The 26,410-nt window shown below is 58.7% G+C and carries 22 protein-coding genes; 13 read left to right on the forward strand and 9 right to left on the reverse strand.

What is annotated here, in order from left to right; all coding sequences use genetic code 11:
- Nucleotides 1–12: 12 nt before the first annotated feature.
- From ACJ8PL_RS00875 to ACJ8PL_RS00900, 6 genes are all read right to left on the reverse strand, one after another.
- Complete coding sequence (locus ACJ8PL_RS00875) at nt 13–351, reverse strand: cytochrome o ubiquinol oxidase subunit IV (protein ID WP_016928864.1); 339 nt, start codon at nt 349–351, stop codon at nt 13–15.
- Nucleotides 351–965 carry a cytochrome o ubiquinol oxidase subunit III gene (locus ACJ8PL_RS00880; RefSeq protein WP_004940367.1) on the reverse strand — a complete coding sequence of 205 codons (615 nt, stop codon included), beginning with the start codon at nt 963–965 and terminating at the stop codon, nt 351–353. The genes ACJ8PL_RS00875 and ACJ8PL_RS00880 overlap by 1 nt, the downstream gene beginning before the upstream one ends.
- Entirely contained in the window at nt 955–2,946 is a 1,992-nt protein-coding gene (gene cyoB / locus ACJ8PL_RS00885) for a cytochrome o ubiquinol oxidase subunit I (protein ID WP_004940366.1), read from the reverse strand. Before cyoB ends, ACJ8PL_RS00880 begins: the two co-directional genes overlap by 11 nt.
- A 3-nt stretch (nt 2,947–2,949) precedes the next feature.
- Nucleotides 2,950–3,900 (reverse strand): cytochrome o ubiquinol oxidase subunit II, encoded by a 951-nt coding sequence (gene cyoA, locus ACJ8PL_RS00890; protein ID WP_004940365.1) that lies wholly within the window; start codon nt 3,898–3,900, stop codon nt 2,950–2,952.
- A 440-nt stretch (nt 3,901–4,340) separates the two neighbouring features.
- The gene (ampG, locus tag ACJ8PL_RS00895; RefSeq protein ID WP_048795897.1) at nt 4,341–5,819 is read right to left on the reverse strand and encodes a muropeptide MFS transporter AmpG; all 1,479 of its coding nucleotides are present in this window, start codon (nt 5,817–5,819) and stop codon (nt 4,341–4,343) included.
- Between the two features lie 51 nt (nt 5,820–5,870).
- Nucleotides 5,871–6,449, reverse strand: coding sequence for a lipoprotein (locus tag ACJ8PL_RS00900; RefSeq protein WP_004940363.1), 579 nt, complete (start codon nt 6,447–6,449; stop codon nt 5,871–5,873).
- Between the two features lie 314 nt (nt 6,450–6,763).
- Between ACJ8PL_RS00900 and bolA the strand changes: the two genes are divergently transcribed.
- The 9 genes from bolA (at nt 6,764) to ACJ8PL_RS00945 (ending at nt 17,408) form a co-directional block, all read left to right on the forward strand.
- A complete protein-coding gene (bolA, locus tag ACJ8PL_RS00905) occupies nt 6,764–7,078 on the forward strand; it encodes a transcriptional regulator BolA (protein ID WP_004940361.1) in 315 nt (104 codons plus the stop codon).
- Between the two features lie 367 nt (nt 7,079–7,445).
- Nucleotides 7,446–8,750 (forward strand): trigger factor, encoded by a 1,305-nt coding sequence (gene tig, locus ACJ8PL_RS00910; RefSeq protein ID WP_004940358.1) that lies wholly within the window; start codon nt 7,446–7,448, stop codon nt 8,748–8,750.
- 438 nt (nt 8,751–9,188) lie between these two features.
- Nucleotides 9,189–9,812, forward strand: coding sequence for an ATP-dependent Clp endopeptidase proteolytic subunit ClpP (gene clpP / locus ACJ8PL_RS00915; protein WP_016928858.1), 624 nt, complete (start codon nt 9,189–9,191; stop codon nt 9,810–9,812).
- Nucleotides 9,813–9,955: 143 nt separating this feature from the next.
- Complete coding sequence (clpX, locus tag ACJ8PL_RS00920; protein WP_004940354.1) at nt 9,956–11,227, forward strand: ATP-dependent protease ATP-binding subunit ClpX; 1,272 nt, start codon at nt 9,956–9,958, stop codon at nt 11,225–11,227.
- Nucleotides 11,228–11,421: 194 nt separating this feature from the next.
- The gene (lon, locus tag ACJ8PL_RS00925) at nt 11,422–13,776 is read left to right on the forward strand and encodes an endopeptidase La (RefSeq protein ID WP_004940352.1); all 2,355 of its coding nucleotides are present in this window, start codon (nt 11,422–11,424) and stop codon (nt 13,774–13,776) included.
- 216 nt (nt 13,777–13,992) lie between these two features.
- A complete protein-coding gene (gene hupB / locus ACJ8PL_RS00930; RefSeq protein ID WP_004940351.1) occupies nt 13,993–14,265 on the forward strand; it encodes a nucleoid-associated protein HU-beta in 273 nt (90 codons plus the stop codon).
- A gap of 178 nt (nt 14,266–14,443) precedes the next feature.
- Nucleotides 14,444–16,327, forward strand: a complete 1,884-nt coding sequence (gene ppiD, locus ACJ8PL_RS00935) for a peptidylprolyl isomerase (RefSeq protein ID WP_016928857.1) — start codon at nt 14,444–14,446, stop codon at nt 16,325–16,327.
- 138 nt (nt 16,328–16,465) lie between these two features.
- The gene (locus ACJ8PL_RS00940) at nt 16,466–16,840 is read left to right on the forward strand and encodes a ComEA family DNA-binding protein (protein WP_016928856.1); all 375 of its coding nucleotides are present in this window, start codon (nt 16,466–16,468) and stop codon (nt 16,838–16,840) included.
- A 154-nt stretch (nt 16,841–16,994) separates the two neighbouring features.
- Complete coding sequence (locus ACJ8PL_RS00945; RefSeq protein WP_004940344.1) at nt 16,995–17,408, forward strand: acyl-CoA thioesterase; 414 nt, start codon at nt 16,995–16,997, stop codon at nt 17,406–17,408.
- A gap of 36 nt (nt 17,409–17,444) precedes the next feature.
- Here the strand turns inward: ACJ8PL_RS00945 and queC are convergent, their stop codons facing one another.
- Entirely contained in the window at nt 17,445–18,143 is a 699-nt protein-coding gene (gene queC, locus ACJ8PL_RS00950; protein WP_016928855.1) for a 7-cyano-7-deazaguanine synthase QueC, read from the reverse strand.
- Nucleotides 18,144–18,258: 115 nt separating this feature from the next.
- Complete coding sequence (locus ACJ8PL_RS00955; RefSeq protein ID WP_097102652.1) at nt 18,259–19,974, reverse strand: SgrR family transcriptional regulator; 1,716 nt, start codon at nt 19,972–19,974, stop codon at nt 18,259–18,261.
- 104 nt (nt 19,975–20,078) lie between these two features.
- On the opposite strand from ACJ8PL_RS00955, the gene cof reads away from it, so the two are divergent.
- Nucleotides 20,079–20,903, forward strand: coding sequence for an HMP-PP phosphatase (gene cof / locus ACJ8PL_RS00960; RefSeq protein WP_442530748.1), 825 nt, complete (start codon nt 20,079–20,081; stop codon nt 20,901–20,903).
- A 60-nt stretch (nt 20,904–20,963) separates the two neighbouring features.
- On the opposite strand, the gene ACJ8PL_RS00965 is transcribed toward cof, so the two are convergent.
- On the reverse strand, nt 20,964–22,004 hold the full coding sequence (locus ACJ8PL_RS00965; RefSeq protein WP_442530750.1) for a PLP-dependent cysteine synthase family protein: 1,041 nt from the start codon (nt 22,002–22,004) through the stop codon (nt 20,964–20,966).
- Between the two features lie 122 nt (nt 22,005–22,126).
- Here ACJ8PL_RS00965 and ACJ8PL_RS00970 point away from each other — a divergent pair, with 122 nt between their 5' ends.
- The 3 genes from ACJ8PL_RS00970 (at nt 22,127) to smdB (ending at nt 26,227) form a co-directional block, all read left to right on the forward strand.
- The gene (locus ACJ8PL_RS00970; RefSeq protein ID WP_141970646.1) at nt 22,127–22,588 is read left to right on the forward strand and encodes an Lrp/AsnC family transcriptional regulator; all 462 of its coding nucleotides are present in this window, start codon (nt 22,127–22,129) and stop codon (nt 22,586–22,588) included.
- Nucleotides 22,589–22,680: 92 nt separating this feature from the next.
- Nucleotides 22,681–24,456, forward strand: a complete 1,776-nt coding sequence (gene smdA, locus ACJ8PL_RS00975; RefSeq protein ID WP_230490074.1) for a multidrug efflux ABC transporter permease/ATP-binding subunit SmdA — start codon at nt 22,681–22,683, stop codon at nt 24,454–24,456.
- Nucleotides 24,449–26,227, forward strand: a complete 1,779-nt coding sequence (gene smdB, locus ACJ8PL_RS00980; RefSeq protein ID WP_197833085.1) for a multidrug efflux ABC transporter permease/ATP-binding subunit SmdB — start codon at nt 24,449–24,451, stop codon at nt 26,225–26,227. The genes smdA and smdB overlap by 8 nt, the downstream gene beginning before the upstream one ends.
- Nucleotides 26,228–26,410 lie beyond the last annotated feature (183 nt).

Genomic DNA, 26,410 nt, shown 5'->3' on the forward strand with positions numbered 1-26,410 from the left:
GCAGCTCAGCTCTTAATCGACCATCATATTGATGTTGAGGTTGTACATAATCCAGAGTGAACCTACAACAACGATACCGATGATCATAGCGGTGAACAGCAATGCCACCAGGTTCCAGCGCTCTTCCGATGAGGTGTTCATGTGCAGGAAGTAAACCAGGTGAACAATCACCTGGATAACCGCCATACCGACAACAACCGCCAGGATGGTGGAATGAGAGGCGGAGCCGTTCATTACCATCGCAAATGGAATTACCGTCAGGATGATCGACAGGATAAAGCCGATCAGGTATGACTTCACGCTGCCGTGGCTTGCGCCGCCGTGAGAGGTTTCATGGGATGAATGGCTCATTACATAACCCCCAGCAGGTAGACAACGGTAAATACGCAGATCCAGACCACGTCCAGGAAGTGCCAGAACAGGCTCAGGCACATCAGGCGGGTTTTGTTGGTCGCGGTCAGGCCGAACTTGCTCACCTGAATCATCAGCACGATGATCCAAATCAGGCCGGAAGTCACGTGCAGACCGTGGGTGCCGACCAGCGCGAAGAAGCTGGACAGGAACGCGCTGCGATCCGGACCGAAGCCTTCGGCGATCAGGTGATGGAATTCATAGATTTCCATCGCCACGAAGCCCAGACCAAACAGGAAGGTCAGGAACAACCAGGTGTTTACACCGCCAACTTTACCTTTGTTCATGGCGATCATCGCCATGCCGTAGGTGATGGAGCTGAACAGCAGCAGGAAAGTTTCGACCAGGACAAACTTCAGGTCGAAGATGTCTTTGCCTGAGGGACCGCCAGCGGTCCCGTTCACCAGGACTGCATAAGTCGCGAACAAGCTCGCAAACAAAATACAGTCGCTCATCAGGTAGATCCAGAATCCGAAGACTTTGGTCTCTCCCGCGTCATGGTGCCCATGCTCTGCATGGGCTGCGTTATGATTGGTCAGAGTTTCAGTTGACATGGTTCACGCCTGCTTTACGGATTTGTTCGTAGTGTTGGTTCTCAATGCGCTCGATTTCATCAACCTGCACATAGTAGTCAACATCGTGATCGAAGCTCTTGCCGATCCAGACAACGATCATACCGATGAAGCCGGCCAGAGCCATCCACCAGATTTCCCAAATCATTGCGAAACCGAATACCAGGCTGAAGAAGGCGATGATAACGCCGGCGCCGGTGTTCTTAGGCATATGAATCGGTTCGTATTTAGCCGGTTTCTTATACGCTTCGCCTTTTTCTTTCATGTCCCAGAATTCATCACGGTCATGAATCTGCGGCACTACGGCAAAGTTATAGAACGGCGGTGGAGACGAGGTTGACCACTCCAGAGTACGAGCACCCCATGGGTCACCGGTCAGATCGCGGTTCTGTTCGCGGTCACGGATACTGACGAAGATCTGGGTCAGCTGGCACAGGATGCCGCAGGCGATCAGCGCCGCACCGCCGGCTGCAACCAGCAGCAGAGGGTGGAACTCAGGGTTGATGTTCTGGCTGATACGACGGGTCATGCCCATAAAGCCCAATGCGTACAGCGGCATGAAGGCGGTGAAGAAGCCGATGATCCAGAACCAGAACGCGCGGATGCCCCATTTTTCGTTCAGCGTGAAGCCGAAGGATTTCGGGAACCAGTAGGTCAGGCCCGCGAAGCAACCGAACACCACGCCGCCGATGATGACGTTGTGGAAGTGAGCGATCAGGAACAGGCTGTTGTGCAGCACGAAGTTCGCGCCCGGCACCGCCAGCAGAACGCCGGTCATACCACCCACGGAGAAGGTGATGATGAAGCCAACGGTCCACAGCATCGCGGAGTTGAGCTTGATACGGCCCTGATACATGGTGAACAGCCAGTTGAAGATTTTCACCCCGGTCGGGATGGAAATGATCATGGTGGCGATACCGAAGAAGGCGTTAACGTTCGCGCCGGACCCCATGGTGAAGAAGTGGTGCAGCCAGACGATGAACGACAGAACGGTGATCGCGATGGTTGCCCATACCAGTGAGGTATAGCCGAACAGGCGTTTTCTGGAGAAGGTCGCGGTGACTTCGGAGAACACGCCGAACACCGGCAGAACCAGGATATACACCTCTGGGTGACCCCAGGCCCAAATCAGGTTGATGTACATCATCATGTTGCCGCCCATATCATTGGTGAAGAAATGGGTGCCCAGATAGCGATCCAGGGTCAGCAGCGCGATGGTGACGGTCAGAATTGGGAAAGAAACGATGATCAGGACGTTGGTACACAGCGCCGCCCAGGTGAACACCGGCATCTTCATCATAGGCATGCCAGGGGCACGCATCTTCAGAATGGTGGCGAAGAAGTTCACGCCGGTCAGCAGGGTACCCAGACCGGAAATCTGCAGACTCCAGATCCAGTAATCGACCCCGACGCCAGGACTGTACTCTTTACCCGACAGCGGCGGATACGCCAGCCAACCGGTCTGAGCGAATTCACCGACCCCCAGGGAGATGTTGATCAGCACAACGCCTACCACGAAGAACCAGAAGCTCAGGGAGTTCAGGAACGGGAAGGCGACGTCGCGCGCACCGATTTGCAGCGGCACCACGACGTTCATCAGGCCGACCACGAAAGGCATCGCCATGAAGAAGATCATGATAACGCCGTGCGCGGTGAAGATCTGGTCGTAGTGGTGCGGCGGCAGGAATCCGGCTTCGCCGGCGGACGCCAACGCCTGCTGGCTACGCATCATGATGGCGTCGGCGAAGCCGCGCAGCAGCATGACCATCGCCACGATGATGTACATGATACCAATTTTTTTATGGTCGACCGAAGTCAGCCATTCGCTCCACAGCCACTTCCATTTGCCGAAATACGTCAGCAGCGCCAGCACTGCCAGGCCCCCGACAATAATTGCGGCTACGGTGACCATGATGATCGGTTCGTGGTACGGAACCGCATCAAGTGTTAATTTTCCCAACATCAGTTATTCCTCGGCTCCGGCGTGAGCAGCATGTTCACCCATGTCCATACCTTGGCTCATGTCCATGCCTTCGTGCGCGCCAGCGCCCTTGTGCATATCCATGTCGCCCATGAATTTGGCAATTGTTTCTTTGAACAAATTCGGTTTGACAGCGGCAAAGTACTCAACCGGGTTGTTTTCACTCGGCTCTGCCAGTTTGTTAAAGTCGTCGGTGGTGTTCAGGTTTTTAGACGATGCCTTCACCTTGGCCACCCACTGATCGAAGTCGCCTTCGGTCGGGGTAACGATCGCGGTGAATTTCATACCGGAGAAGCCTGCGCCGCTGTAGCTGCTGGAGATGCCTTTGTAGGCACCGGCTTCGTTGCCGATCAGGTGCAGTTTGGTCTGCATGCCGGCCATCGCATAAATCTGTCCACCCAACTGCGGGATAAAGAACGAGTTCATTACCGAGTTAGAGGTGATCTTGAATTCGACTGGAACATCTTTCGGGAAAGCCAGCTCATTAACGGTCGCAATGCCTTGTTCCGGGTAGATGAACAGCCATTTCCAGTCGAGCGACACCACTTCGATCGTCATCGGCTTCTTGTCAGTGACAATCGGCTTGAACGGATCGAGTTCGTGGGTGGTCTTCCAGGTAATGGTGCCAAGGATGGCGATGATAATGATAGGAATGGTCCAGACGACCGCTTCGATCTTGTTGGAGTGGGCCCAGTTCGGACTGTACTTGGCGTCTTTGTTGGAAGCGCGATACTTCCAGGCAAAGGCGAACGCCATGAAGATAACTGGCACCACTACGATCAACATCAACGCGATTGCAGTGATAATCAGTGTCCGTTGCTCAACACCAATTGCTCCTTTGGGATTCATCAAAACCATATCGCAGCCACTGAGCAATACAGTGCCTGCGATTAATGACAGCATCCCAATACTTTTATTGTATTTCTTAAGTCTCATCTAACGACCTCAATAACAAAGGCTCAATTGTCGTTTCATGTGTGCGGGCATTTTACGGGAAGGTTGCAGTACTGTAAACATGCTTAAGGGAGTGTCAGCGGCTTGTTGACACTTTCTGTTAAGGGGGTCACAGATGTAACCCTGCGTGACAATTTACCAATGACAACAACGCGTTGGCACGCTGAATCGTGACGAGCAGCCCGTATGTTAAGGAAAACTAAAGGTATGATGAATTTGGCGAAGAAATGCGCGGCGGGGAAATACGCAGAAAAGGTTTATTTAATGTAAAATAATTGTGTCTTAAAGGTGAATTTAATTTTATTTCCGAGCGCGGCAGTCGGATAAAAAAATAATTTCCGCGCCGATTATCTTTTTTTACCGAAATAAATATACCCCCGGATCGCTTTTTTTTCGGCCGGCGAAATCACCGGCCGTTCAGATTATGCCAAACGGGTGCGGCGCAGGGCGAGGTAATCCAACGTACTGCCCATTGCGACGCCGAGCAGGCTCAGCGCGGCGCCGACCTGCAGCAGCCGATCGGCCAACTGCGGGGCCTGCGTCCAATCCAGCGCATTGGCGATAAGCAACAGCAACCACAGGCCCAACAGCGAACAGCCTAGCGTCAGCAAGCGCAGTGCCCAACGGTAAGATTCTGAAAACTCGGTGCGCGGCATAAAATTGCCATGCTGCTGGGTGTGCTCCAGCGTCTGACGACAGATACCGAGCAGCAGCAAGCCGGGCAGGGCAGCGGCGATAGAGAACAGGTAGAACAACGGCCAACCGTGGGCTTCGACGAACCAGCCGGCGATCGGGCCGACATAGACACGCCCTACGGCGGACAGCGCCGACAGCAGCGCGAACTGGGTGGCGGAGAACGACCGGTTGCACAGCGTCATCAGCAACGCCACGAAGGCCGCGGTGCCCATGCCGCCACACAGATTTTCGAGGAAGATGGCGCTGCCCATGGTGAGCAGGCTCTTGTCGGTCACCGCCAGGATCCAATACCCGAGATTGGAGACCGCCTGCAGGACGCCGAACAGCATCAGCGCGCGGAACAGGCTGAGACGCTGCATCAGCACGCCGCCGAACAGGGCGCCGACGATGGTCGCGAACAGGCCGAGGGTTTTGTTCACCAGCCCGACTTCACCGGCGTCGAACCCTACGCCGCGGATCAGGAAGGTGGTGCTCAGGCTGCCGGCGAAAGCGTCGCCCATTTTGTACATCACGATCAGCAGCAGGATCAGCCAGGCGTTGTTGCGGCCGAAGAAATCGCGCAGCGGCGCGACGACCGCCTGTTCCATGGTGCGCGGCGCCGGGATGTTTTCGTCCGGCTCCGGCGCCAGCAGCGTGGCGGCCACGCCGATCAGCATCAACCCGGCCATCAGCCAGTAGGTGGCTTGCCAGCCGAAATAGCGATCCGCCAACCACAGCGCCAGGCCGCCGGAAACCAGCATCGCCAGCCGATAACCCAGCACCGAGATCGCTGCGCCCGTGCCCCGTTCTTCGGCTTTCAGCAGGTCGGTTTTATAGGCGTCGAACACGATATCTTGCGAGGCGGAGCAGAACGCCACCAGCACTGCCAACGCCGCCAGCCACCACAGGTGCTGCGCGGGCTGCATAAAGCCCATCGCCACAATCGCCGCCACCAGCAACAGCTGGCTGATCAGCAGCCAACCGCGCCGCCGCCCGAGAAACGGCGGGGTATAGCGGTCCATGAACGGCGACCAGAGGAATTTGAAGACGTAGGCCTGGCCCACCAGCGAGAAGATGCCGATGGTTTTCAGATCGATATTTTCGACGGTCATCCAGGCTTGCAGCGTGCCGGAGGTCAATGCCAGCGGCAGACCCGACGCGAAGCCCAGCAGCAGCAGAATGGCGGAGTTACGCTGGGTGAAGATGTTCAAATAGTGTTTCGACATGAGTTCCCTGTCTGCGCCGCCCGATCCGCCGGGCGGCACAAGGCGCGGCGATTAACGCGCGTTTTGCTTGATGAAATCGTTGACGCTGGTGTCCTGAGCCATGTCGGCGATCACGTCGCCCAGCACGGAGTTGACGGCGTCGGTGATCTTCTCGTTGGTCGCCGTGAAGGCGCCCTGCACGTTATAGGTCGAGCGGTAATTCTTCACCTGCTTGTTGCCGTTCTTCGCCTGGGCGATGATCGAGATGTCGGCTTTGGTGGTGATGTTGTAGCGCAGGTTACCTTCGGCGACGTCCGCGTACAGATTATTGACGACGATTTGCAGCGCCACCGGGCCGTCGGCGCCGATCATGTAGCCACGTGCGCCCATCTGTTTCTCCAGCACTTCCTGCAGCAGGAAACGCAGATCGCGCGATGGCGTCAGCGTGACCAGCTGGCCGTCGCGGTTCACCTTGGCCAGCGCCTGGTCGGTGCGCTGATCCGCGCCGTTGATGCTGACAGTGATGCCCTGCAGGGTAGGATCCTGCTGCGGCAGAACGATTTTCGGCGTGACGTTCAGGGTGTTGCTGCTGGTCGCGCAGCCGGCCAGCAGCAGGGCGGCCAGCAAAGGAAGACAAAGTTTCTTTAACATGTTTTCTGTCTCATTCTCGATGGATTTAGCAATAATCAGAGCGGGATAGCCGACAACAAATTGCCGACATCATAGCATCGCCGCCGTGCGGTGGAAGCGCGGAAGGCGCCTGAGTGACAAATTTTTACCTGCCGTTGATAAAAACACGCTTTTTTGGCCCGCTCAATCGGATAATCCCCCAAGCGGCGGGGATGGCGCTCATCATTTGACCGCAGAAAAGAGAAATTTGTCCCGGCGATGGTCTAAACGGGGGAAAACCGGCTAATATTGAACTAGATGGGCACGGTCCTCTGCCGGTGTTGTAAGGAGATCCTATGATTCGCGAGCAAATAGAAGCAAAGTTAAGGGCGGCGTTTGAGCCCGCGTATCTGGAAGTCGTTGATGAAAGCTATCGTCATAACGTTCCGGCGGGTTCAGAAAGCCATTTCAAAGTGGTATTGGTCAGCGATCGCTTCGTCGGCGAACGTTTTTTGACGCGCCACCGCTCCATCTACGGCGTATTGTCGGAGGAGCTGGCGGACGGCGTACACGCGCTGGCGCTGCATACCTATACGCTCAAAGAGTGGGAAGGTCTGCAGGATACCGTGCCGGCCTCGCCGCCGTGCCGCGGCGCGGGCACGCTGGCCTGAGGGGGAAATTTTCAGGTATCAGTGGAACTTTGCCCTTGAATTAGGGTATTACTACTGACGAATTTTGAAACGGCCTGCGGGCCGTTTCTGTTTTTGACGACGACACGGCCGACGCGCAATGTGGCCAACGTTCGGTCTGTTTTGGCGGCCTTTTGGCGATCGAATCGGCAAAAGTGTGAGTTTTAGCGCGCCTGCGCCGCCTAGCTTTCCTCGACTCGCCACGCATGCGCCGCTATAATGTCGCGTCTTATTTTTCCGGAATGGTTTCGGGACGCTTCTGTCATCAGGGAACTCGGTTCTTATCTGTAGCCGTCCTGGTTCTTGGAACGGAGTTGACCGAGCACTGTGATTTTTTTGAGGTAACAAGATGCAAGTTTCAGTAGAAACCACTCAAGGCCTTGGGCGCCGTCTCTCTATTACTGTACCGGCTGATACTATCAAGCAGGCGGTGAAGAAAGAGCTGATCAACGCAGCGAAAAGCGTGCGTATCGACGGCTTCCGCAAAGGCAAAGTGCCGATGAACATCGTGGAACAGCGTTACGGCGCCTCTGTTCGTCAGGACGTGCTGGGCGAAGCGATGCAGCGCAGCTTCGTTGACGCGATCATCAAAGAAAAGATTAATCCGGCCGGCGCACCAAACTACGTGCCGGGCGAGTACAAAGAAGGTGAAGACTTCACTTTCGCCGTTGAGTTCGAAGTGTATCCAGAAGTTGAGCTGAAAGGCCTGGAAAACATCGAAGTTGAAAAACCCGTGGTTGAAGTGAACGACGAAGACGTCGACGCGATGCTGGATACCCTGCGCAAGCAGCAGGCAACCTGGAAAGAAACCGATCGCGCAGCGGAAGCTGAAGATCGCGTGACCGTTGACTTCACCGGTTCTATCGACGGTGAAGAGTTCGAAGGCGGCAAAGCGTCCGACTTCGTGCTGGCAATGGGCCAGGGCCGCATGATCCCAGGCTTCGAAGAAGGTCTGGTTGGTCACAAAGCGGGCGAAGAGTTCTCCATCGACGTGAACTTCCCGGAAGACTACCACGCGGAAAACCTGAAGGGCAAAGCGGCCAAATTCGCTATCGTGCTGAAGAAAGTTGAAGAGCGCGAGCTGCCGGAACTGACCGAAGAGTTCATCAAGCGTTTCGGCGTGGCGGACGGTTCCGTTGCCGGCCTGCGCACCGAAGTTCGCAAGAACATGGAGCGCGAGCTGAAAGGCGCCGTGCGTAACCGTATCAAGTCTCAGGCGATCGACGGCCTGGTGAGCGCGAACGAAATCGACGTGCCTGCTGCCCTGATCGACGGCGAAATCGACGTGCTGCGTCGTCAGGCTGCACAGCGTTTCGGCGGCAACGAGAAGCAAGCGCTGGAACTGCCACGCGAACTGTTCGAAGAGCAAGCGAAACGCCGCGTAGTGGTTGGCCTGCTGCTGGGCGAAGTGATCAGCACCAACGATCTGAAAGCTGACGAAGACCGCGTGAAGACGCTGATCGAAGAAATGGCTTCTGCCTACGAAGATCCAAGCGAAGTCATCGAGTTCTACAGCAAAAACAAAGAGCTGATGAACAACATGCGCAACGTGGCTCTGGAAGAGCAAGCGGTTGAAGCCCTGCTGGCAAAAGCGAAAGTGACTGAAAAAGCCACTACTTTCAGCGAGCTGATGAACCAGACTCAACAGGCGTAATGCCGGCGTGCCGGGCGCGATGAACGGCGCCCCCGGTTTCGCCTGGCGAACCGGCGCACGATGAAAAAGCCCGCAACCTCAGGTTGCGGGCTTTTCTTTTTGCCACGTTGCTGATTAATCTCAGGTTAAGCGGGTTAATATGCACTATATTTACCCTGTTGCCTGGGGAACTGGCTGGCATGATAACGGTCAGATTAACGGCATCGTTTTCGGCGCGCGGAGAAAATCGGCCCCTGGGCTTGAAATTGCGCCGGGATCCCCCAATCTGTAAAGAATGATTCTGGGGCTGTTTGCCAAAGTGCGCGGGATAAACTAACCGTCGGGTACGTGCGGCGCGGGTCGAATGCTTGAGCATAGTCATCATGGCCGTTCTCAAGTAGAATCGGCGTATTAGGGTGACACCCTGGCCGCCAAGGCAATTTCTATTAGGAGACGGTAATGTCATACAGTGGCGAACGAGATCAATTTGCACCGAACATGGCGCTGGTGCCGATGGTGGTAGAGCAGACTTCACGCGGGGAGCGTTCTTACGACATTTATTCCCGCCTGCTGAAAGAGCGCATCATTTTCCTGACCGGCCAGGTGGAAGATCACATGGCCAACCTGATCGTGGCGCAAATGCTGTTCCTCGAAGCGGAAAGCCCGGAAAAAGACATTTTCCTCTACATCAACTCGCCGGGTGGGGTGATCACCGCGGGCATGTCGATTTACGACACCATGAAGTTCATCAAGCCGGACGTCAGCACCATCTGTATGGGCCAGGCGTGCTCGATGGGCTCCTTCCTGCTGACCGCGGGCGCCAAAGGCAAACGTTTCTGCCTGCCGAACTCGCGCGTGATGATTCACCAGCCGCTGGGCGGCTACCAGGGCCAGGCGACGGACATCGAAATCCACGCGCGTGAAATCCTCAAGGTGAAAGCGCGGATGAACGAACTGATGGCCGAGCATACCGGCCAGCCGCTGGAGCAGATCGAGCGCGACACCGAGCGCGATCGCTTTATGACCGCGGAAGAAGCCGTGGAATACGGCCTGGTTGACGGCATTCTGACACACCGCAGCTAGAACCACGCGGCGCCGATGGACTATAGTAATCAGAGTGGGCAGGGGCTCGCTCTGTTGTAGCCCCTCGGCGTTCCCGATATGAGTTTGGGCGCACTGCCGCCGTGATTTTCCTGCGGGACAAGACTAAAGAAGAGGTTTGACTGATGACAGATAAGCGCAAAGACGGTTCAGGAAAGCTGCTGTACTGCTCTTTTTGCGGCAAAAGCCAGCATGAAGTGCGTAAGCTGATTGCCGGGCCGTCAGTGTATATCTGCGATGAATGTGTCGATCTGTGTAACGACATTATTCGCGAAGAGATTAAAGAAGTTGCCCCGCATCGTGAGCGCAGTGCGCTGCCGACGCCGCACGAGATCCGCCACCACCTGGATGACTACGTCATCGGCCAGGAGCAGGCGAAGAAAGTGCTGGCGGTTGCGGTGTACAACCACTACAAACGCCTGCGCAACGGCGATACCAGCAACGGTATCGAGTTGGGCAAGAGCAACATCTTGCTGATCGGCCCGACCGGCAGCGGCAAAACTCTGCTGGCGGAAACGCTGGCGCGCTTCCTGGACGTGCCGTTCACCATGGCCGACGCCACCACGCTGACCGAAGCCGGTTATGTGGGCGAGGACGTGGAAAATATTATCCAGAAGCTGTTGCAAAAATGCGACTATGACGTGCAGAAAGCGCAGCGCGGCATCGTTTATATCGATGAAATCGATAAGATTTCCCGTAAGTCCGACAACCCGTCGATCACGCGTGACGTCTCGGGTGAAGGCGTGCAGCAGGCGCTGCTGAAGCTGATTGAAGGCACCATCGCCGCGGTTCCGCCGCAGGGCGGGCGCAAGCATCCGCAACAGGAATTCCTGCAGGTCGATACTTCCAAGATCCTGTTTATCTGCGGCGGCGCATTCGCCGGCCTGGATAAGGTGATCGGTCAACGCGTCAACACCGGCTCCGGCATCGGCTTCGGCGCGACCGTCAAGGGCGAGTCCGAGAAGGCCACCGAAGGCGAACTGCTGCTGCAGGCCGAACCGGAAGATTTGATCAAGTTTGGTCTGATCCCTGAGTTCATCGGCCGTCTGCCGGTGGTGGCGACCCTGAGCGAGCTGAGCGAAGACGCGCTGATTCAGATCCTGAAAGAGCCGAAGAACGCCCTGACCAAGCAGTATCAGGCGCTGTTCAATCTGGAAGGCGTGGAGCTGGAGTTCCGCGACGAAGCGCTGAACGCCATCGCCAAGAAAGCCATGGCGCGCAAAACCGGCGCCCGCGGCCTGCGTTCCATCGTGGAAGGCGCGCTGCTCGACACCATGTACGATCTGCCGTCGATGGACAGCGTAGACAAAGTGGTGATCGACGAGTCGGTGATCGCCGGCCAATCCAAACCGCTGCTGATTTACGGCAAGCCTGAAGCCCAGGCGTCTGGCGAATAATTAGCCAGTTAAACCAGCGCGTTATCAGCAAAATGGGGGATTTCATCCCCCATTTCTTTTTCCTGCATTCTTGCCGTTGAATGTAAGAGATTCATCCCCATATACTCATTAACCAGATTTTATGAAACGTTAGATGCTTGCGTCTCATGAGATTCCCCCTCAACCTGGCGGAAATTAAACTAAGAGAGAGCTCTATGAACCCTGAGCGTTCCGAACGCATTGAAATCCCCGTTTTGCCATTGCGCGACGTGGTGGTTTATCCGCACATGGTGATCCCGTTATTTGTTGGCCGGGAAAAATCGATTCGGTGCCTCGAAGCCGCAATGGATCACGATAAGAAGATCATGCTGGTGGCACAGAAAGAGGCCTCAACGGATGAACCTGGCATTAACGACTTGTTCTCGGTCGGCACCGTAGCGTCGATCCTGCAGATGCTGAAGCTGCCGGACGGCACGGTAAAAGTGCTGGTCGAGGGGCTGCAGCGCGCACGCATCACTACGCTGTCCGACAGCGGTGAGCATTTCGCCGCGCAGGCGGAATACCTTGAGTCGCCGGCTATCGACGAGCGCGAGCAGGAAGTGCTGGTGCGTACCGCGATCAATCAGTTTGAAGGCTATATCAAACTGAACAAAAAAATCCCGCCGGAGGTGCTGACTTCACTCAACAGCATCGACGACGCCGCGCGCCTGGCGGACACCATCGCCGCCCATATGCCGCTGAAACTCAGCGATAAGCAGTCGGTGCTCGAGATGTCCGACATCACCGAGCGTCTGGAATACCTGATGGCGATGATGGAATCGGAGATCGACCTGCTGCAGGTTGAGAAACGCATCCGTAACCGCGTCAAGAAGCAGATGGAGAAGAGCCAGCGCGAGTACTATCTGAATGAGCAGATGAAGGCGATTCAGAAAGAACTGGGCGAGATGGACGACGCGCCGGACGAGCACGAAGCGCTGAAGCGAAAGATCGATGCGGCGAAAATGCCGAAAGAGGCGCGCGAAAAAACCGAAGCGGAACTGCAAAAGCTGAAGATGATGTCGCCGATGTCGGCGGAAGCGACCGTGGTGCGCGGCTACATCGACTGGATGCTGCAGGTGCCGTGGAATGCGCGCAGCAAGGTGAAAAAAGACCTGAACAAGGCGCAGGAAGTGCTCGATACCGATCACTACGGCCTGGAGCGCGTCAAGGATCGCATCCTCGAGTACCTCGCGGTGCAGAGTCGCGTCAGCAAAATCAAGGGGCCGATCCTGTGTCTGGTGGGGCCGCCGGGCGTGGGTAAAACCTCGCTGGGGCAGTCGATCGCCAAAGCGACCGGTCGCCAGTACGTGCGCATGGCGCTGGGCGGCGTGCGTGACGAAGCGGAAATCCGCGGTCACCGTCGTACCTACATCGGTTCGATGCCGGGCAAACTGATCCAGAAGATGGCCAAGGTTGGGGTGAAGAACCCGCTGTTCCTGCTGGATGAGATCGACAAGATGTCTTCCGACATGCGCGGCGATCCGGCTTCCGCTCTGCTGGAGGTGCTGGATCCGGAACAGAACGTGGCGTTCAACGACCACTATCTGGAAGTGGATTACGATCTGTCCGACGTGATGTTCGTCGCCACCTCGAACTCGATGAACATTCCTGCGCCGCTGCTGGACCGTATGGAAGTGATCCGCCTGTCGGGTTATACCGAGGACGAGAAGCTCAACATCGCCAAACAGCACCTGCTGCCGAAGCAGCTTGAGCGCAATGCGCTGAAAAAAGGCGAACTGACGGTCGACGACAGCGCCATCATCGGCATCATTCGCTTCTACACCCGCGAAGCCGGGGTGCGTAGCCTGGAGCGTGAAATCTCCAAGCTGTGCCGTAAAGCGGTGAAAACGTTGCTGATGGACAAGAAGCGCAAGCATATCGAGATCAACGGCGACAACCTGAAGGATTACCTGGGCGTGCAGCGCGTCGATTACGGCCGTGCGGATACCGAAAACCGCGTGGGCGAAGTCACCGGGCTGGCGTGGACGGAAGTGGGCGGCGATCTGCTGACCATCGAAACCGCCTGCGTGCCGGGCAAAGGCAAGCTGACCTACACCGGTTCTCTGGGTGAAGTGATGCAGGAATCGATTCAGGCGGCGCTGACCGTGGTGCGCGCGCGCGCGGAGAAATTGGGCATCAACGCCGATTTCTACGAGAAACGCGACATCCACGTGCACGTGCCGGAAGGGGCGACGCCGAAAGACGGCCCGAGCGCCGGTATCGCGATGTGCACCGCGCTGGTCTCCTGCCTGACCGGCAACCCGGTACGCGCCGATGTGGCGATGACCGGCGAGATCACGCTGCGCGGTCAGGTGTTGCCGATCGGCGGCCTGAAAGAGAAGCTGCTGGCGGCGCATCGTGGCGGCATCAAAACCGTGCTGATCCCTTACGAGAACAAGCGCGATCTGGAAGAGATTCCGGACAATGTTATCGCCGATCTGGAGATTCATCCGGTGCAGCGAATCGATGAAGTTTTGAACATTGCGTTGCAAAACCCGGCCTTCGGCGCACTGCCGGTAGCGGCAAAATAGTGACGAATCGCAAAAACCATTGATAAAACTTATACTGGCAAGCCATTTCGGACTTGCCAGTATTTTTTTGTACCGCTAAGTTAGATCTCTGTCGGCCCGCGTTTTGTCACCCAGTCGGTGGCTTGCCAAGGTTCGATGGGATTGATATAACAGCTGCGCTGTCGCAACCGTAGGGATTTTTCGGTGCGACGATAGAATTCTAGAGGGGATGATAGAGTGAATAAGTCACAACTGATCGACAAGATTGCCGCAGGTGCTGATATTTCCAAAGCGGCAGCGGGACGTGCTTTAGACGCAGTAATCGCTTCCGTTACCGACTCCCTGAAAGCAGGGGATGACGTGGCTCTGGTAGGTTTCGGTTCCTTTACCGTGCGTGAACGTTCGGCCCGTACCGGCCGCAACCCGCAGACCGGTAAAGAGATCAAGATCGCGGCAGCCAAAGTACCTGCCTTCCGTGCAGGGAAAGCGCTGAAAGACGCTGTAAACTGATTTAGCGTCTAACCGTTTAGCGTAACAGGGTTTTGTAATAAACAATCACCTGACGCAGCGGTGCTGGTAAGGTAAGATACAAGGCGCATCGGACTGATGCGCTTTTTTTATTTTTGTCGCAGGGAACGCGCCTGCGCAAGGGTTGTTAATCCACATCACAGCGGAGTGTTGTCACACTATGATGGACAATTTACGCGCGGCTGCCAATCACGTCGTGCTCAAAATCATCCTGGCCCTGATCATCCTGTCATTCGTTCTGACCGGGGTGGGTAACTACCTGATCGGCGGCTCCGGCGATTATGCTGCGAAAGTAAATGGTCAGACGATCGAACGCGCTCAGCTGGAACAGGCTTTCCAAAGCGAGCGCAGCCGCATGCAGCAGCAGCTGGGTGACCAGTTCTCTGCGCTGGCCGGCAACGAAGGCTACATGCAGCAGATGCGCCGTCAGGTGTTGTCCCAGTTGATCGACAACATGCTGCTCGACCAGTACGCCAAAAAGCTGGGCCTGGCGGTCAGCGACGATCAGATCAAGGACGCCATCCGCAAGGCGCCTTACTTCCAGACCAACGGCCAGTTCGATAACGCCAAATATCTCGATCTGATCGGCCGCATGGGTTACACCGCCGACAACTTCGCGCAGTCGATGCGTCAGCAGTTGGTCAATCAGCAGGTGATCCAGGCCTTCGGCGAGTCCGGTTTCGTGCTGCCGTCTGAATCGCAAGCCATGGCGGCGCTGGTGCTGCAGGAGCGCGACGTGCGCCTGGCGACCATCGATTTGAAAGCGCTGCAGGCGAAACAAAGCGCCGGCGACGACGAACTGAAGGCGTATTACGATCAGAACAAGAACAGCTTCATCGCCCCGGAGCAGGTGAAGGTGAGCTATATCCCGCTGGACGCCGCGTCCATGCAGGACAAGGTGAAAGTGAGCGAAGAGGACATCAGCGCTTACTACGACCAGCACAAGAGCAGCTACGGCCAGCCTGAGCGTAAAAACTACAGCGTGATCCAGTTGAAAACCGAGGCGGAAGCCAACGCGGCGCTGGACGAGCTGAAGAAGGGCGCCGATTTCGCCACGCTGGCGAAAGAGAAATCCACCGACATCATCTCGCGCCGCACCGGCGGCGAACTGGGGTGGCTGGAGCCGGAAACCACCGCCGATGAGCTGAAGCAGGCTAACCTGACCGAGAAAGGGCAGCTGTCCGGCGTGGTGAAATCCTCTGTCGGCTTCCTGATCGTGCGTTTGAACGACATCGAACCTGAGAAACTGAAACCGCTGAGCGACGTGCATGACGCTATCGCCAAGCAGGTGCAGCAGGAGAAAGCGGTAGACGCGTATTACGCGCTGCAGCAGAAGGTGAGCGAAGCGGCGACCAGCGACAACGAATCTCTGGCCTCGGCTGAAGAAGCGGCCGGCGTGAAAGCGGCGCAAAGCGACTGGTTCACCCGTGACAACATTCCTGCCGCGCTGAACTTCAAGCCGGTGGTGCAGGCGATCTTCGACGGCTCGCTGATCGGCGAGAACGGCGCGCCGGGCAGCAACTCCGACGTGATCACCGTAGACGGCGACCGCGCCTTCGTGGTGCGCGTGAGCGGCCACAAGCCGGAAGGCATCGAACCGTTCGACCAGGTAAAAGACCGCGTGGCGGAACTGGTGAAACGCAACAAGGCGCTGCAGGCAGCGAAGCTGCAGGGCGAGAAGCTGTTGGTTGAGCTGAAGCAGGGCAAGGGCGACGAAGCGATGAAAGCCGCCGGCCTGAGCTTTGGCGCCGTGCAGAAGATGGCGCGCGCGCCGGAAGACAGCCAGCTGGTGGAGAGCGTGTTCGCGCTGCCGCACCCGCAGGACGGCAAACCGGTGTACGGCATGTCGCAGGATCGCCAGGACAACGTGGTGCTGATTGCGCTTGATGCGGTGAAGCCGGGCACGCTGCCGGAAGACGAAATGAAAACCTTCGTCGGCAAGATGGAAGAGGGCGCGACCGGCGTCTCCTTCGATTCGCTGCTGGCGAGCCTGCGTAAAGAAGCCAAGATCAAAATGGGCGCCGCTGAGCAACAGCCTCAGTAATCGCCGCATTTTTCTGCAACGCAGTGCAACAAACAAAGGCCGCTTTCGCGGCCTTTTCCATATCTGACATCCGTCGATTGCTGAATATCCGCCGCCGCGGCAAGGTAGCCGTGCTGTCACACACAAGGAGGATACAGCATGCAATATTCAGAGAAAAAAGCGTTTTTCGGTTACCGTCGTCACGTTAACGCCGCGCTGACCGCGCTGTTGTTATGCCTGGCCGGGCCGGCCGCCGCGGTGGAAAAAAACGAGGCGCCCATGCTCTCAACACCGGTGGGCAATGGCGGGCAATCGGTGATGACCAAGGCAACCGAAGAGGCGGCGGTCAGCATCAATCAGGCCACCGCCGAACAGCTGGCCGCCGCCTTGAGCGGCGTCGGTCTGAAGAAGGCGGAAGGCATCGTGCGCTATCGCGAACAGAACGGGCCGTTCACCCAGGTTGAGCAGTTGCAGGAGGTGCCGGGCATCGGGCCAGCGCTGTTTGAGAAGAACCGCACCCGGCTGAAAATGTGATCCCGGTCGCGGCTGCGTGGCAAAATGCCGCTGAGGCCGTGACTCCTCTGCTACATTTTACAGGTCTTACCAGTTTGGCGCGTTGACCAAACGGGCGAGGGAGCCAGCGTGGCTCCCTCTTTCTGTAATCACCAGGCAGGAGCGATCGTTCCCTATGCAAACCTTTATCAAAGTTCGCGGTTATCACCTTGATGTTTACCAGCACGTTAACAACGCCCGCTATCTGGAGTTTCTGGAAGAGGCGCGTTGGGAGTGGTTGGAGAACGAAGCCGGGTTCCGCTGGATGACGGAAAACAACATCGCTTTCATCGTGGTGAACATCAATATCAATTACCGCAGCCCGGCGGTATTGGGGGATAAGCTGCGTATCGACAGCCAGATGGTGCAGCTCAACGGCAAGAGCGGGGTGCTGAGCCAAAAGGTGACGCAGGATCCGGCGGGGACGCCGGTGGCAGACGCGCTGCTGACTTTCGTGTGCGTCGATCTGAAAACGCAGCGGGCGCTGCCGATCGAAGGCGAATTGCGCGAGCACCTGGAGGCGCTCACGCTGAAGGATAATCCGCAGTAAGCTCACGGGCGGCAGAGGCTGCCGCCGTCACTGCCCTCAGGCCAGGCCGGCTTTCTGTTTCAACGCCGCCATCACTTCTGCCTGGTTGGCCCGGTACTGCGTCAGGCCATTGGCGCGCAGGTTGCAGGCGGCGCACTCGCCGCAGCCGTCACCCTTGATGCCGTTGTAGCAGGTCAGCGTATCCTGGCGTACGCGATCCAGCTGGTGGTAATAATCCGCCAGCGCCCAGGTCTCGGCCTTGTTCAGCCACATCAGCGGCGTTTCGAAGCGGATATCGCGGGCGATACCCAGCGTCACCGCCTTGTTCAGCGCTTTAACGAACTCGTCGCGGCAATCCGGGTAGCCGGAGAAATCGGTTTCACACACGCCGGTGATCACCGCTTCCGCTTCGACCTGGTAGGCGTAGATCGCCGCCAGCGTCAGGAACAGGATGTTGCGGCCCGGCACGAAGGTGCTCGGCAGCGCATTTTTCTGGTTGGGATCGTAGGCGGGAACCGGAATATTGTCGCGCGTCAGGCTGCTGACGGCCAGCTCATTGAGCAGCGTCACGTCCAGCACCTTGTGCGCCTTGGCGCCGAGGGCTACCGACAGCGCTTGAGCCACTTCAATCTCGGCACGATGGCGCTGGCCGTAATCGAACGTGACGCAGTGAACTTCGTCATACTGTTGCAATGCCTGGATCAAGCAGGTCGTGGAGTCTTGTCCACCGCTGAAAACGACAACCGCGCGCTTCATAAAATCACCTTTTTGGGCTTTGGCCTCTCCCGATACACATTCGGGCGGCAGGATAAAAATTGCGTTGCGGCGACAATAGTAGCAGAAAGGGCCGCCAGGCGCAGGGCGGTTCGGCTCAGGCCGGTGCGTCATCCACCGGCGGCGGCAGCCACGCCTGGCAAAAATCGAACCAGCCGTGCGCGGTCAGCGTCACGCCATGCATGCGCGGCGGCGCGCTGATCTGATACTGGTAGTGGAACAGCGGCGTGATGATGGCAGCGGCCATCAGCTGTTGATAATAGGCCTGCAGTTGTTCGAAGCGCGGTTGCTGCGCCTGCAGCTGCTGGATCTGCCGCAGCATATCCTGTTGCTGCTGCCAGCGGCTTTCCGTGAGGATGCCGCGCCACAGCGTATCCTGCCGCAGCCAACTCTCCAGCGTCGCCTCCGGCGCTTCGCCGATCAGGTTGTCCGCCAGCAGCAGATCGGCCTGGGCGATCTGTTCCTCGCTTTGCCAGCGCTTGCCGGCGTAGTAGCGCACTTCCAGCTCGCAGCCGTGCTGCGCGAGCAACCGCTGTAGCGCTGCCGTCACCGTTTCCAGCTCGACCGGCGGCCGATACAGCAGCGTCAGCCGGGCGGGCAGGGCGACGTCCTCTTCGACCTGTTGGTGCGGAATGCGCCAGCCGGGCAGCATTTCATGGCTGGGGGTGATCACGCTGTTGGGGATTGGCAGATGGTTCAGCAGGCCGGACTGCTGGATCAGCATCAGCAGCTTTTGCCCCTGGGCTTCGCTCAGCACGCCGTGGCGCAGGTTCAGAGCCAAATAGCACCAGCCCAAGCTCATGCTGCGCTGCACTGGCCGGGCCTGCGCCAAATCGTCTTGCTGGCCTATGGTGATGCGTACCGGATGCTGGCAGCTGGTGTCGGCGCCGGCGGTAGGTAAATCGGGGGTGATCCAGTATTCGATGGTGTCCAGATACGGATGCTGCAGATGATAACCGGCGTGCTGTTCCAGCCGCACCAGCTGCGGTTCATTCAACGTCAGCTTGAACGGGCCGGCGCCGATGGCCGGCAGCTCCGGATGGGTCATCAGACAAGGCAGCTCCGCCAGCCGGTGGGCCAGCCAATAGTCCGGCAACTGCAGATCGAACTGAATGCACAGCGGATGCGGCAGGCTGATGCGCGCGACGTTAGTCAGGCTCGGTTGGCTGCGCGGATGGCGCTGCAGTTTTTCCAGCGTTTGCAGCAGCTGGTGGCCGGTCAACGGTTCGCCGTTGTGCCAGCGTAGCTGGCTGCGCAGAAAGAAGCGCCAGCGCAGGCCGCGATCGCTAATCTGCCAATGGTGCGCCAGATCGGGTTGCGGTTCCGGGTTACCGGTCATCAGGCGCGTCAGTCCGGCGTGCAGGGTCGACACCAGATGTTGTTCGGCGCGGCCGGTCAGCGTGAGCGGGTCGAGCGCCTCCAGCGTGCGGTAATAGGGAATGCGCAGCGTCGGGCTGCCGGCCTGCCATTGTCCGCCGAGGTGCGGGCTGAGCAGATCCTGCAGGTGCTGCGGATCGAGCTGCGCCATCTCCAGCGCCCCCTGATGATTGCCCTGTTGCAACAGCTGCTGCAACAGCTGCGCGCGCAGTTCATCCGGGGTTTTCAGGCAGTGCAGGCGAGCGCGTTTGCCGCGGCCGGGCTGCGAATGCCAGCTCAGCCAGCCTTGATCCTGCAGCTGTTGCACCAGCGTGCGGGCATGGCGTTCGCTGCAGTAGAACATCGCCGCCAGCTCGCCGATGGTCACGGCGACCGGCGCGCTGCCGAGCTGATGGTACAGGCGTTGATATTGGCTGAGACGGTGAACCAGGCGCATGGGCAGAAATCCGGAACAGTTTTCTCAAATTGTTCACTATTACTTCCGCAAATGCCATCCCATACTGCAGTGATTGTAATCGCGTTCACATTCAAGAGGTCTTTATGTATCGCCTGGCAGCTTTCGATATGGACGGCACGCTGTTGATGCCGGATCACCGGGTTGGTCCGGAAACGCTGGCGGTGCTGAACCAACTGGTGGAGCGGGAGATGGTGGTGACGTTCGCCACCGGGCGGCACTACCTCGATGCGCAACCGATCATGGCGCAACTGGGGCTGCACGGTTACCTGATCACCGGCAACGGCACGCGGGTATATGACAACCGCGGCCAACAGCTGCACGCCACCGACCTGCCGGCGGAGATTGCCGAAGAGGTGCTGCATCATCATTGGCGCACCCGCGCCAGCATGCATGTATTCCGCGACGAAGGTTGGCTGACCGAGTTTCCCGTGCCGGAAGAGATGCTGCGGGCGCACCACCTGAGCGGCTTTCGTTTTCAACTGGCCGATGTGCGCCGTCTGCCGGCGTTCGGCAACAGCAAGGTGTGCTTTGTCGCGCCGCATGAAGAGTTGCTGGCGTTGCAGGTGCAGCTGCGGGCGCAGTTGGGCGACGAGGCAGACCTGTGCTTTTCCGCCTACGACTGTCTGGAGGTGCTGCCGCTCGGTTGCAACAAGGGCACGGCGCTGGACCGGCTGAGCCGCCATCTGGGGCTGACGATGGCCGACTGCATGGCGTTCGGCGACGCGATGAACGACAAAGAGATGCTGGGGGCGGTGGGACACGGCGTGGTGATGGGCAACGCCCTGCCGCAGTTGAAATCCCTGCTGCCGCAGCTACCGGTTATCGGCCATTGCCAACAGCAGGCGGTGGCCCACTATTTACAACATTGGCTGCGTTCACCTTGCCTCACCTATTCCCCCGAAGAATGAGGTTCTCCTTACAGCCGGCCGGGTATGACTACCCGGCTTTTTTTTACCTAACGCCTGGCGTTACAAATCCGCCAGCTGCGCCAGATACGGCTGCAGATCGCCGATGTTGTTGCTGACCCATTCCGGGTTGTAATAGGTATCCAGGTAACGCTCGCCGCTGTCGCACAGCAGGGTGACGATCGACCCTTGCTCGCCGTTTTCCCGCATCTGTTTCGCCAGCTGCAGCGCACCCCAGACATTGGTGCCGGTGGAGGCGCCAACCTTGCGGCCGAGCACGCCTTCCAGCCAGTGAATGGTGGCGACGCTGGCGGCATCCGGCACCCGCAGCATGCTGTCGACCACCGACGGGATGAACGACGGTTCGGCGCGCGGGCGGCCGATGCCTTCGATACGGCTGCCGCAGCTGCCGATCAGGGTGCGATCGCCGTGGTGGAAGCAGTCATAGAACACCGAGTTTTCGGGATCGACCACCGTCAATTGGGTGTCGTGCCCCTGATAGCGGATATAGCGCCCCAGCGTGGCGGAGGTGCCGCCGGTGCCGGCGCTCATCACGATGTGTTTCGGCACCGGGAAGGGTTCGCGCGCCATCTGGCGGAAGATGCTGTCGGCGATATTGTTGTTGCCGCGCCAGTCGGTGGCGCGTTCGGCGTAGGTGAACTGATCCATATAGTGGCCTTTCAGCTCTTGCGCCAGCTGTTCGGAGGCGGCGTAGATCTGAGCGGCATGATCGACGAAGTGGCAGCGGCCGCCGTAAAAGGCGATCTGCTCCACCTTGCGGCGCGCGGTGCAGGACGGCATCACCGCGATGAACGGCAGGCCGATCAGACGAGCGAAGTAGGCTTCGGACACCGCGGTGCTGCCGGAAGAGGACTCGATGATGGTGGTGTTCTCGGTGATCCAGCCGTTGCATAGGCCATAGAGGAACAGTGAACGCGCCAGACGGTGTTTCAGGCTGCCGGTCGGGTGGGTGCTCTCATCCTTCAGATACAGGCAGATGCCGGGAAACGCCGGCAGGTTCAGGCGGATCAGGTGCGTATCGGCGGAGCGCTGAAAATCCGCTTCTATTTCACCGATAGCATATTTTACCCAAGAGTTTGTCATGATTTGGCCTCAGAATAGGGGGCTGGTTTATGGCGTAGCATAGCCTGTCGGCAGGAAAAAAGGGTTGCCATTTTTCCTGTTTAATCGCCTAATGAGAGAAAATTTTTCTCCTGGTGGTCGATATGTTAGATAAAACAGACCGTAAGCTGCTGTGCATGCTGCAGCAAGATTGCACCCAGTCGCTGCAGACGCTGGCCGATGCGGTCAATTTGACCTCGACGCCGTGCTGGAAACGGCTGAAGCGCCTGGAGGACGAGGGCTATATCCGCGGCCGGGTGGCCTTGCTGGATAACGAAAAGCTCGGCCTGGGGCTGACGGCGTTCGTGCTGATCAAGACCCAGCAGCACAGCAGCGAGTGGTATCAGGCGTTTGTGCAGTTGACCAGCCAGATGCCCGAGGTGCTGGCGTTCTACCGCATGGCGGGGGAGTACGACTACCTGATGCAGGTCGAAGTGGCGGACATGAAAAGCTACGACGGCTTTTATAAGCGCCTGGTGAACGGCGTACCGGGCCTCATCGATGTCACCTCAAGCTTTGCCATGGAAAAAATCAAATACACCACCGCGCTGCCGGTACCAGAGTGAAAAGTTCACCGGACGGGCGGCTTAACGGTGGTATCCTGCTCTGCTGAAGCAGAAAAAGAGACAAATCCCATAAAACCCTGGAATCAAACTGCGTGAGATTATTTGCTCAAATTGGCTGGTACTTCCGCCGGGAGTGGCGCCGCTACCTCGGGGCGGTGGTGCTGCTGATCGTCATCGCCATCCTGCAACTGCTGCCGCCTAAGCTGGTCGGCATCATCGTGGACGGTATCACCGAAAAACAGATGTCCACCGGTGTGCTGATGGCCTGGCTCGGGCTGATGATCGGCACCGCGATCGTCGTTTACCTGCTGCGCTATGTGTGGCGGGTGTTGCTGTTTGGCGCGTCCTACCAGTTGGCGGTCGAGCTGCGCGAAAACTTTTACCGCCAGCTAAGCCGGCAAAACCCGGCGTTCTACCTGCGCCACCGCACCGGCGATCTGATGGCGCGCGCCACCAACGACGTGGACCGCGTGGTGTTCGCCGCCGGTGAAGGCGTGCTGACGCTGGTGGATTCGCTGGTGATGGGGTTGGTGGTGCTGGTGGTGATGAGCACCCAAATCAGCTGGCAGCTGACGGTGCTGGCGTTAATCCCGATGCCGCTGATGGCGATCGCCATCAAATATTACGGCGACCAGCTGCACCAGCGTTTTAAATCGGCGCAGGCGGCGTTTTCCAGCCTGAACGATCAGGCGCAGGAAAGCATGACCAGCATCCGCATGATCAAGGCCTTTGGGCTGGAAGATCACCAATCCAATCGCTTTGCCGAGGTGGCGGCGCAGACCGGGGCCAAAAACATGCATGTGGCGCGGGTGGATGCGCGTTTCGATCCGACCATTTATATCGCCATCGGCGCCTCTAACCTGCTGGCCATCGGCGGCGGCAGCTGGATGGTGGTGAACGGGTCGCTGACGCTCGGGCAGCTGACCAGCTTTGTGATGTATCTCGGCCTGATGATCTGGCCGATGCTGGCGCTGGCCTGGATGTTTAACATCGTCGAGCGCGGCAGCGCGGCCTACAGCCGCATCCGCAGCCTGCTCGACGAGGCGCCGGCGGTGCAGGATGGCCCGCAGGCGTTGCCGCCAGGGCGCGGCGTGCTGGACGTGGATATCCGCGCGTTCCACTACCCGGAAAACCCACATCCGGCGCTGCATGACGTGGCGCTGACGCTGAAGCCGGGGCAGATGCTGGGGCTGTGCGGGCCGACCGGCGCCGGCAAGTCGACGCTCTTGTCGCTAATCCAGCGCCAGTTCGACGTCGACCAAGGGCAGATCCGCTATCACGGCTTGCCGTTGCCGCAGGTCAAACTCGACGACTGGCGTTCGCGGCTGTCGGTGGTGAGCCAGACGCCGTTCCTGTTCTCCGATACCGTGGCGAACAACATCGCGCTGGGCCATCCGGGGGCGACGCAGGCGCAGATCGAACAGGCGGCGCGGTTGGCCAGCGTTCATGAGGACATTCTGCGGCTGCCGCAGGGCTATGACACCGAAGTGGGCGAACGCGGCGTGATGCTGTCGGGCGGGCAGAAACAGCGCATCTCCATTGCGCGTGCGCTGCTGCTGGATGCGGAGATCCTGATCCTCGACGACGCGCTGTCGGCGGTGGATGGCCGTACCGAACACCAAATCCTGCACAACCTGCGCAGCTGGGGGCAAGATCGTACGGTGATCATCAGTGCGCACCGGCTGTCGGCATTGACCGAAGCCAGCGAGATCCTGGTGATGCAGCACGGCGGCGTAGCGCAACGCGGCGACCCGGCGGCGCTGGCGGCGCAGCCGGGCTGGTATCGCGATATGTACCGTTATCAGCAGCTGGAAGCGGCGCTGGACGAAGCGCCGGAAAACGGCGAGGAGGCGTTGGCCGATGAATAAAGTGCAAAAGCTGTGGCCGACGCTGAAGCGGCTGCTGGCCTATGGCTCGCCGTACCGCAAACCGCTGGGGCTGGCGGTGCTGATGCTGTGGATCGCGGCGGCGGCGGAAGTCGCCGGGCCGATCCTGGTGAGCTATTTTATCGATAACTACGTCGCCAAAGGGCAACTGCCGCTGACGATCGTCGGCGGGCTGGCGGCGGCTTACATTCTGCTGGAGCTGCTGGCGGCGGCGCTGCACTACTTCCAGGCGCTGCTGTTCAACCAAGCGGCGGTGGGGGTGGTGCAGCGGCTGCGTACTGACGTGATGGACGCCGCGCTGCGCCAGCCGCTCAGCGCCTTCGACACGCAGCCGGTCGGGCAATTGATCTCGCGCGTTACCAACGACACCGAGGTGATCAAGGATCTGTACGTAATGGTGGTCTCCACGGTGCTGAAAAGCGCCGCGCTGATCGGCACCATGCTGGTGGCGATGTTCAGCCTCGACTGGCGCATGGCGCTGGTGGCGGTCTGCATCTTCCCGGCGGTGTTCGTGGTGATGGGCATCTATCAATACTACAGCACGCCGATCGTGCGCCGGGTGCGGAGCTATCTGGCGGACATCAACGACGGTTTCAACGAAGTGATCAACGGCATGGGCGTGATTCAGCAGTTCCGCCAGCAGGTGCGCTTCGGCGAGCGCATGAGCGCCGCCAGCCAGTCGCATTATCTTGCGCGTATGCAGACCCTACGGCTCGACGGTTTTCTGCTGCGGCCGCTGCTCAGCCTGTTTTCGGCGCTGGTGCTGTGCGGCCTGTTGATGCTGTTCGGCTTCAGCGGCGAGGGCGTGATTGGCGTCGGCGTCCTCTACGCCTTCATCAACTACCTGGGGCGCCTGAATGAACCGTTGATCGAGCTGACGTCACAGCAATCGATCCTGCAGCAGGCGGTGGTGGCCGGCGAACGCATTTTCGAGCTGATGGATCGCAGCCAGCAGAGTTACGGTATTGACGATCGTCCGTTGGCCGGTGGCCGCATCGACATCACCGATCTGAGCTTCGCTTACCGTGCGGACAAAAAGGTGCTGCAGCATATTTCGCTGGCGGTGCCATCACGCGGCTTCGTGGCGCTGGTCGGGCATACCGGCAGCGGCAAGAGCACCTTGGCCAACCTGCTGATGGGCTATTACCCGGTCAGCGAGGGGGAAGTGCGTCTCGATGGACGCCCGATCTCCAGCCTGTCGCACCGCACGCTGCGTCAGGGCGTAGCGATGGTGCAGCAAGATCCGGTGGTGATCGCCGATTCGGTACTGGCCAACGTCACGCTGGGGCGTAACATCGAGGAAGACGCCGTTTGGCGGGCGCTGGAAACGGTGCAGCTGGCGGATCTGGTGCGCGGCTTCCCGCAGGGTATTCACACCCGGTTGGGGGAGCAGGGCAATAACCTGTCGGTCGGGCAGAAACAGCTGCTGGCGATGGCGCGGGTCTTGGTGCAGGCGCCGCAGATTCTGATCCTCGACGAGGCGACTGCCAATATCGACTCGGGCACCGAACAGGCGATCCAGCGCGCGCTGCGTGCGATCCGCGAGCACACCACGCTGGTGGTGATCGCCCACCGACTGTCGACCATCGTCGATGCCGACTCCATCCTGGTGCTGCATCGCGGCCAGGCGGTGGAGCAGGGCAACCATCAACAGCTGCTGGCGCAGCAGGGGCGCTACTACCAGATGTATCAGCTGCAGCTGGCGGGCGAACAACTGGCGGAAGCGGTGCGCGAGGAGAGCCAACCCGCCTGAACATGGGCCGCGCTCGCGGCCCTTCTTTCTTTCCAACGCACCATAAGCAGGCAAACCATCTGGGCCACGCCCCCTTTCTGCACTTTTTCGACGCGATGCGCACCAAATCGGTGCGCATTATTTAACCTATTCAAGGTATTGGTGCCGTGCTGCCTCGCGGCTGCGCCCGCGAGCCCGCCAATC

Source organism: Serratia sp. CY83965 (genome assembly GCF_052166375.1).
GTDB classification, from domain to species: Bacteria; Pseudomonadota; Gammaproteobacteria; order Enterobacterales; family Enterobacteriaceae; genus Serratia; species Serratia marcescens.

What these genes read in the sequence shown, in the direction of transcription:
- cyoA (WP_004940365.1), bottom strand. Translation starts at nt 3,900, where the DNA reads ATGAGACTTAAGAAATACAATAAAAGTATTGGGATGCTGTCATTAATC.
- cyoB (WP_004940366.1), bottom strand. Translation starts at nt 2,946, where the DNA reads ATGTTGGGAAAATTAACACTTGATGCGGTTCCGTACCACGAACCGATC.
- smdB (WP_197833085.1), top strand. Translation starts at nt 24,449, where the DNA reads ATGAATAAAGTGCAAAAGCTGTGGCCGACGCTGAAGCGGCTGCTGGCC.
- lon (WP_004940352.1), top strand. Translation starts at nt 11,422, where the DNA reads ATGAACCCTGAGCGTTCCGAACGCATTGAAATCCCCGTTTTGCCATTG.
- ACJ8PL_RS00880 (WP_004940367.1), bottom strand. Translation starts at nt 965, where the DNA reads ATGTCAACTGAAACTCTGACCAATCATAACGCAGCCCATGCAGAGCAT.
- ACJ8PL_RS00965 (WP_442530750.1), bottom strand. Translation starts at nt 22,004, where the DNA reads ATGACAAACTCTTGGGTAAAATATGCTATCGGTGAAATAGAAGCGGAT.
- ACJ8PL_RS00940 (WP_016928856.1), top strand. Translation starts at nt 16,466, where the DNA reads ATGCAATATTCAGAGAAAAAAGCGTTTTTCGGTTACCGTCGTCACGTT.
- ACJ8PL_RS00955 (WP_097102652.1), bottom strand. Translation starts at nt 19,974, where the DNA reads ATGCGCCTGGTTCACCGTCTCAGCCAATATCAACGCCTGTACCATCAG.
- cof (WP_442530748.1), top strand. Translation starts at nt 20,079, where the DNA reads ATGTATCGCCTGGCAGCTTTCGATATGGACGGCACGCTGTTGATGCCG.
- tig (WP_004940358.1), top strand. Translation starts at nt 7,446, where the DNA reads ATGCAAGTTTCAGTAGAAACCACTCAAGGCCTTGGGCGCCGTCTCTCT.
- clpP (WP_016928858.1), top strand. Translation starts at nt 9,189, where the DNA reads ATGTCATACAGTGGCGAACGAGATCAATTTGCACCGAACATGGCGCTG.
- clpX (WP_004940354.1), top strand. Translation starts at nt 9,956, where the DNA reads ATGACAGATAAGCGCAAAGACGGTTCAGGAAAGCTGCTGTACTGCTCT.
- ampG (WP_048795897.1), bottom strand. Translation starts at nt 5,819, where the DNA reads ATGTCGAAACACTATTTGAACATCTTCACCCAGCGTAACTCCGCCATT.
- ACJ8PL_RS00900 (WP_004940363.1), bottom strand. Translation starts at nt 6,449, where the DNA reads ATGTTAAAGAAACTTTGTCTTCCTTTGCTGGCCGCCCTGCTGCTGGCC.
- ACJ8PL_RS00875 (WP_016928864.1), bottom strand. Translation starts at nt 351, where the DNA reads ATGAGCCATTCATCCCATGAAACCTCTCACGGCGGCGCAAGCCACGGC.
- ACJ8PL_RS00945 (WP_004940344.1), top strand. Translation starts at nt 16,995, where the DNA reads ATGCAAACCTTTATCAAAGTTCGCGGTTATCACCTTGATGTTTACCAG.
- ACJ8PL_RS00970 (WP_141970646.1), top strand. Translation starts at nt 22,127, where the DNA reads ATGTTAGATAAAACAGACCGTAAGCTGCTGTGCATGCTGCAGCAAGAT.
- ppiD (WP_016928857.1), top strand. Translation starts at nt 14,444, where the DNA reads ATGATGGACAATTTACGCGCGGCTGCCAATCACGTCGTGCTCAAAATC.
- bolA (WP_004940361.1), top strand. Translation starts at nt 6,764, where the DNA reads ATGATTCGCGAGCAAATAGAAGCAAAGTTAAGGGCGGCGTTTGAGCCC.
- queC (WP_016928855.1), bottom strand. Translation starts at nt 18,143, where the DNA reads ATGAAGCGCGCGGTTGTCGTTTTCAGCGGTGGACAAGACTCCACGACC.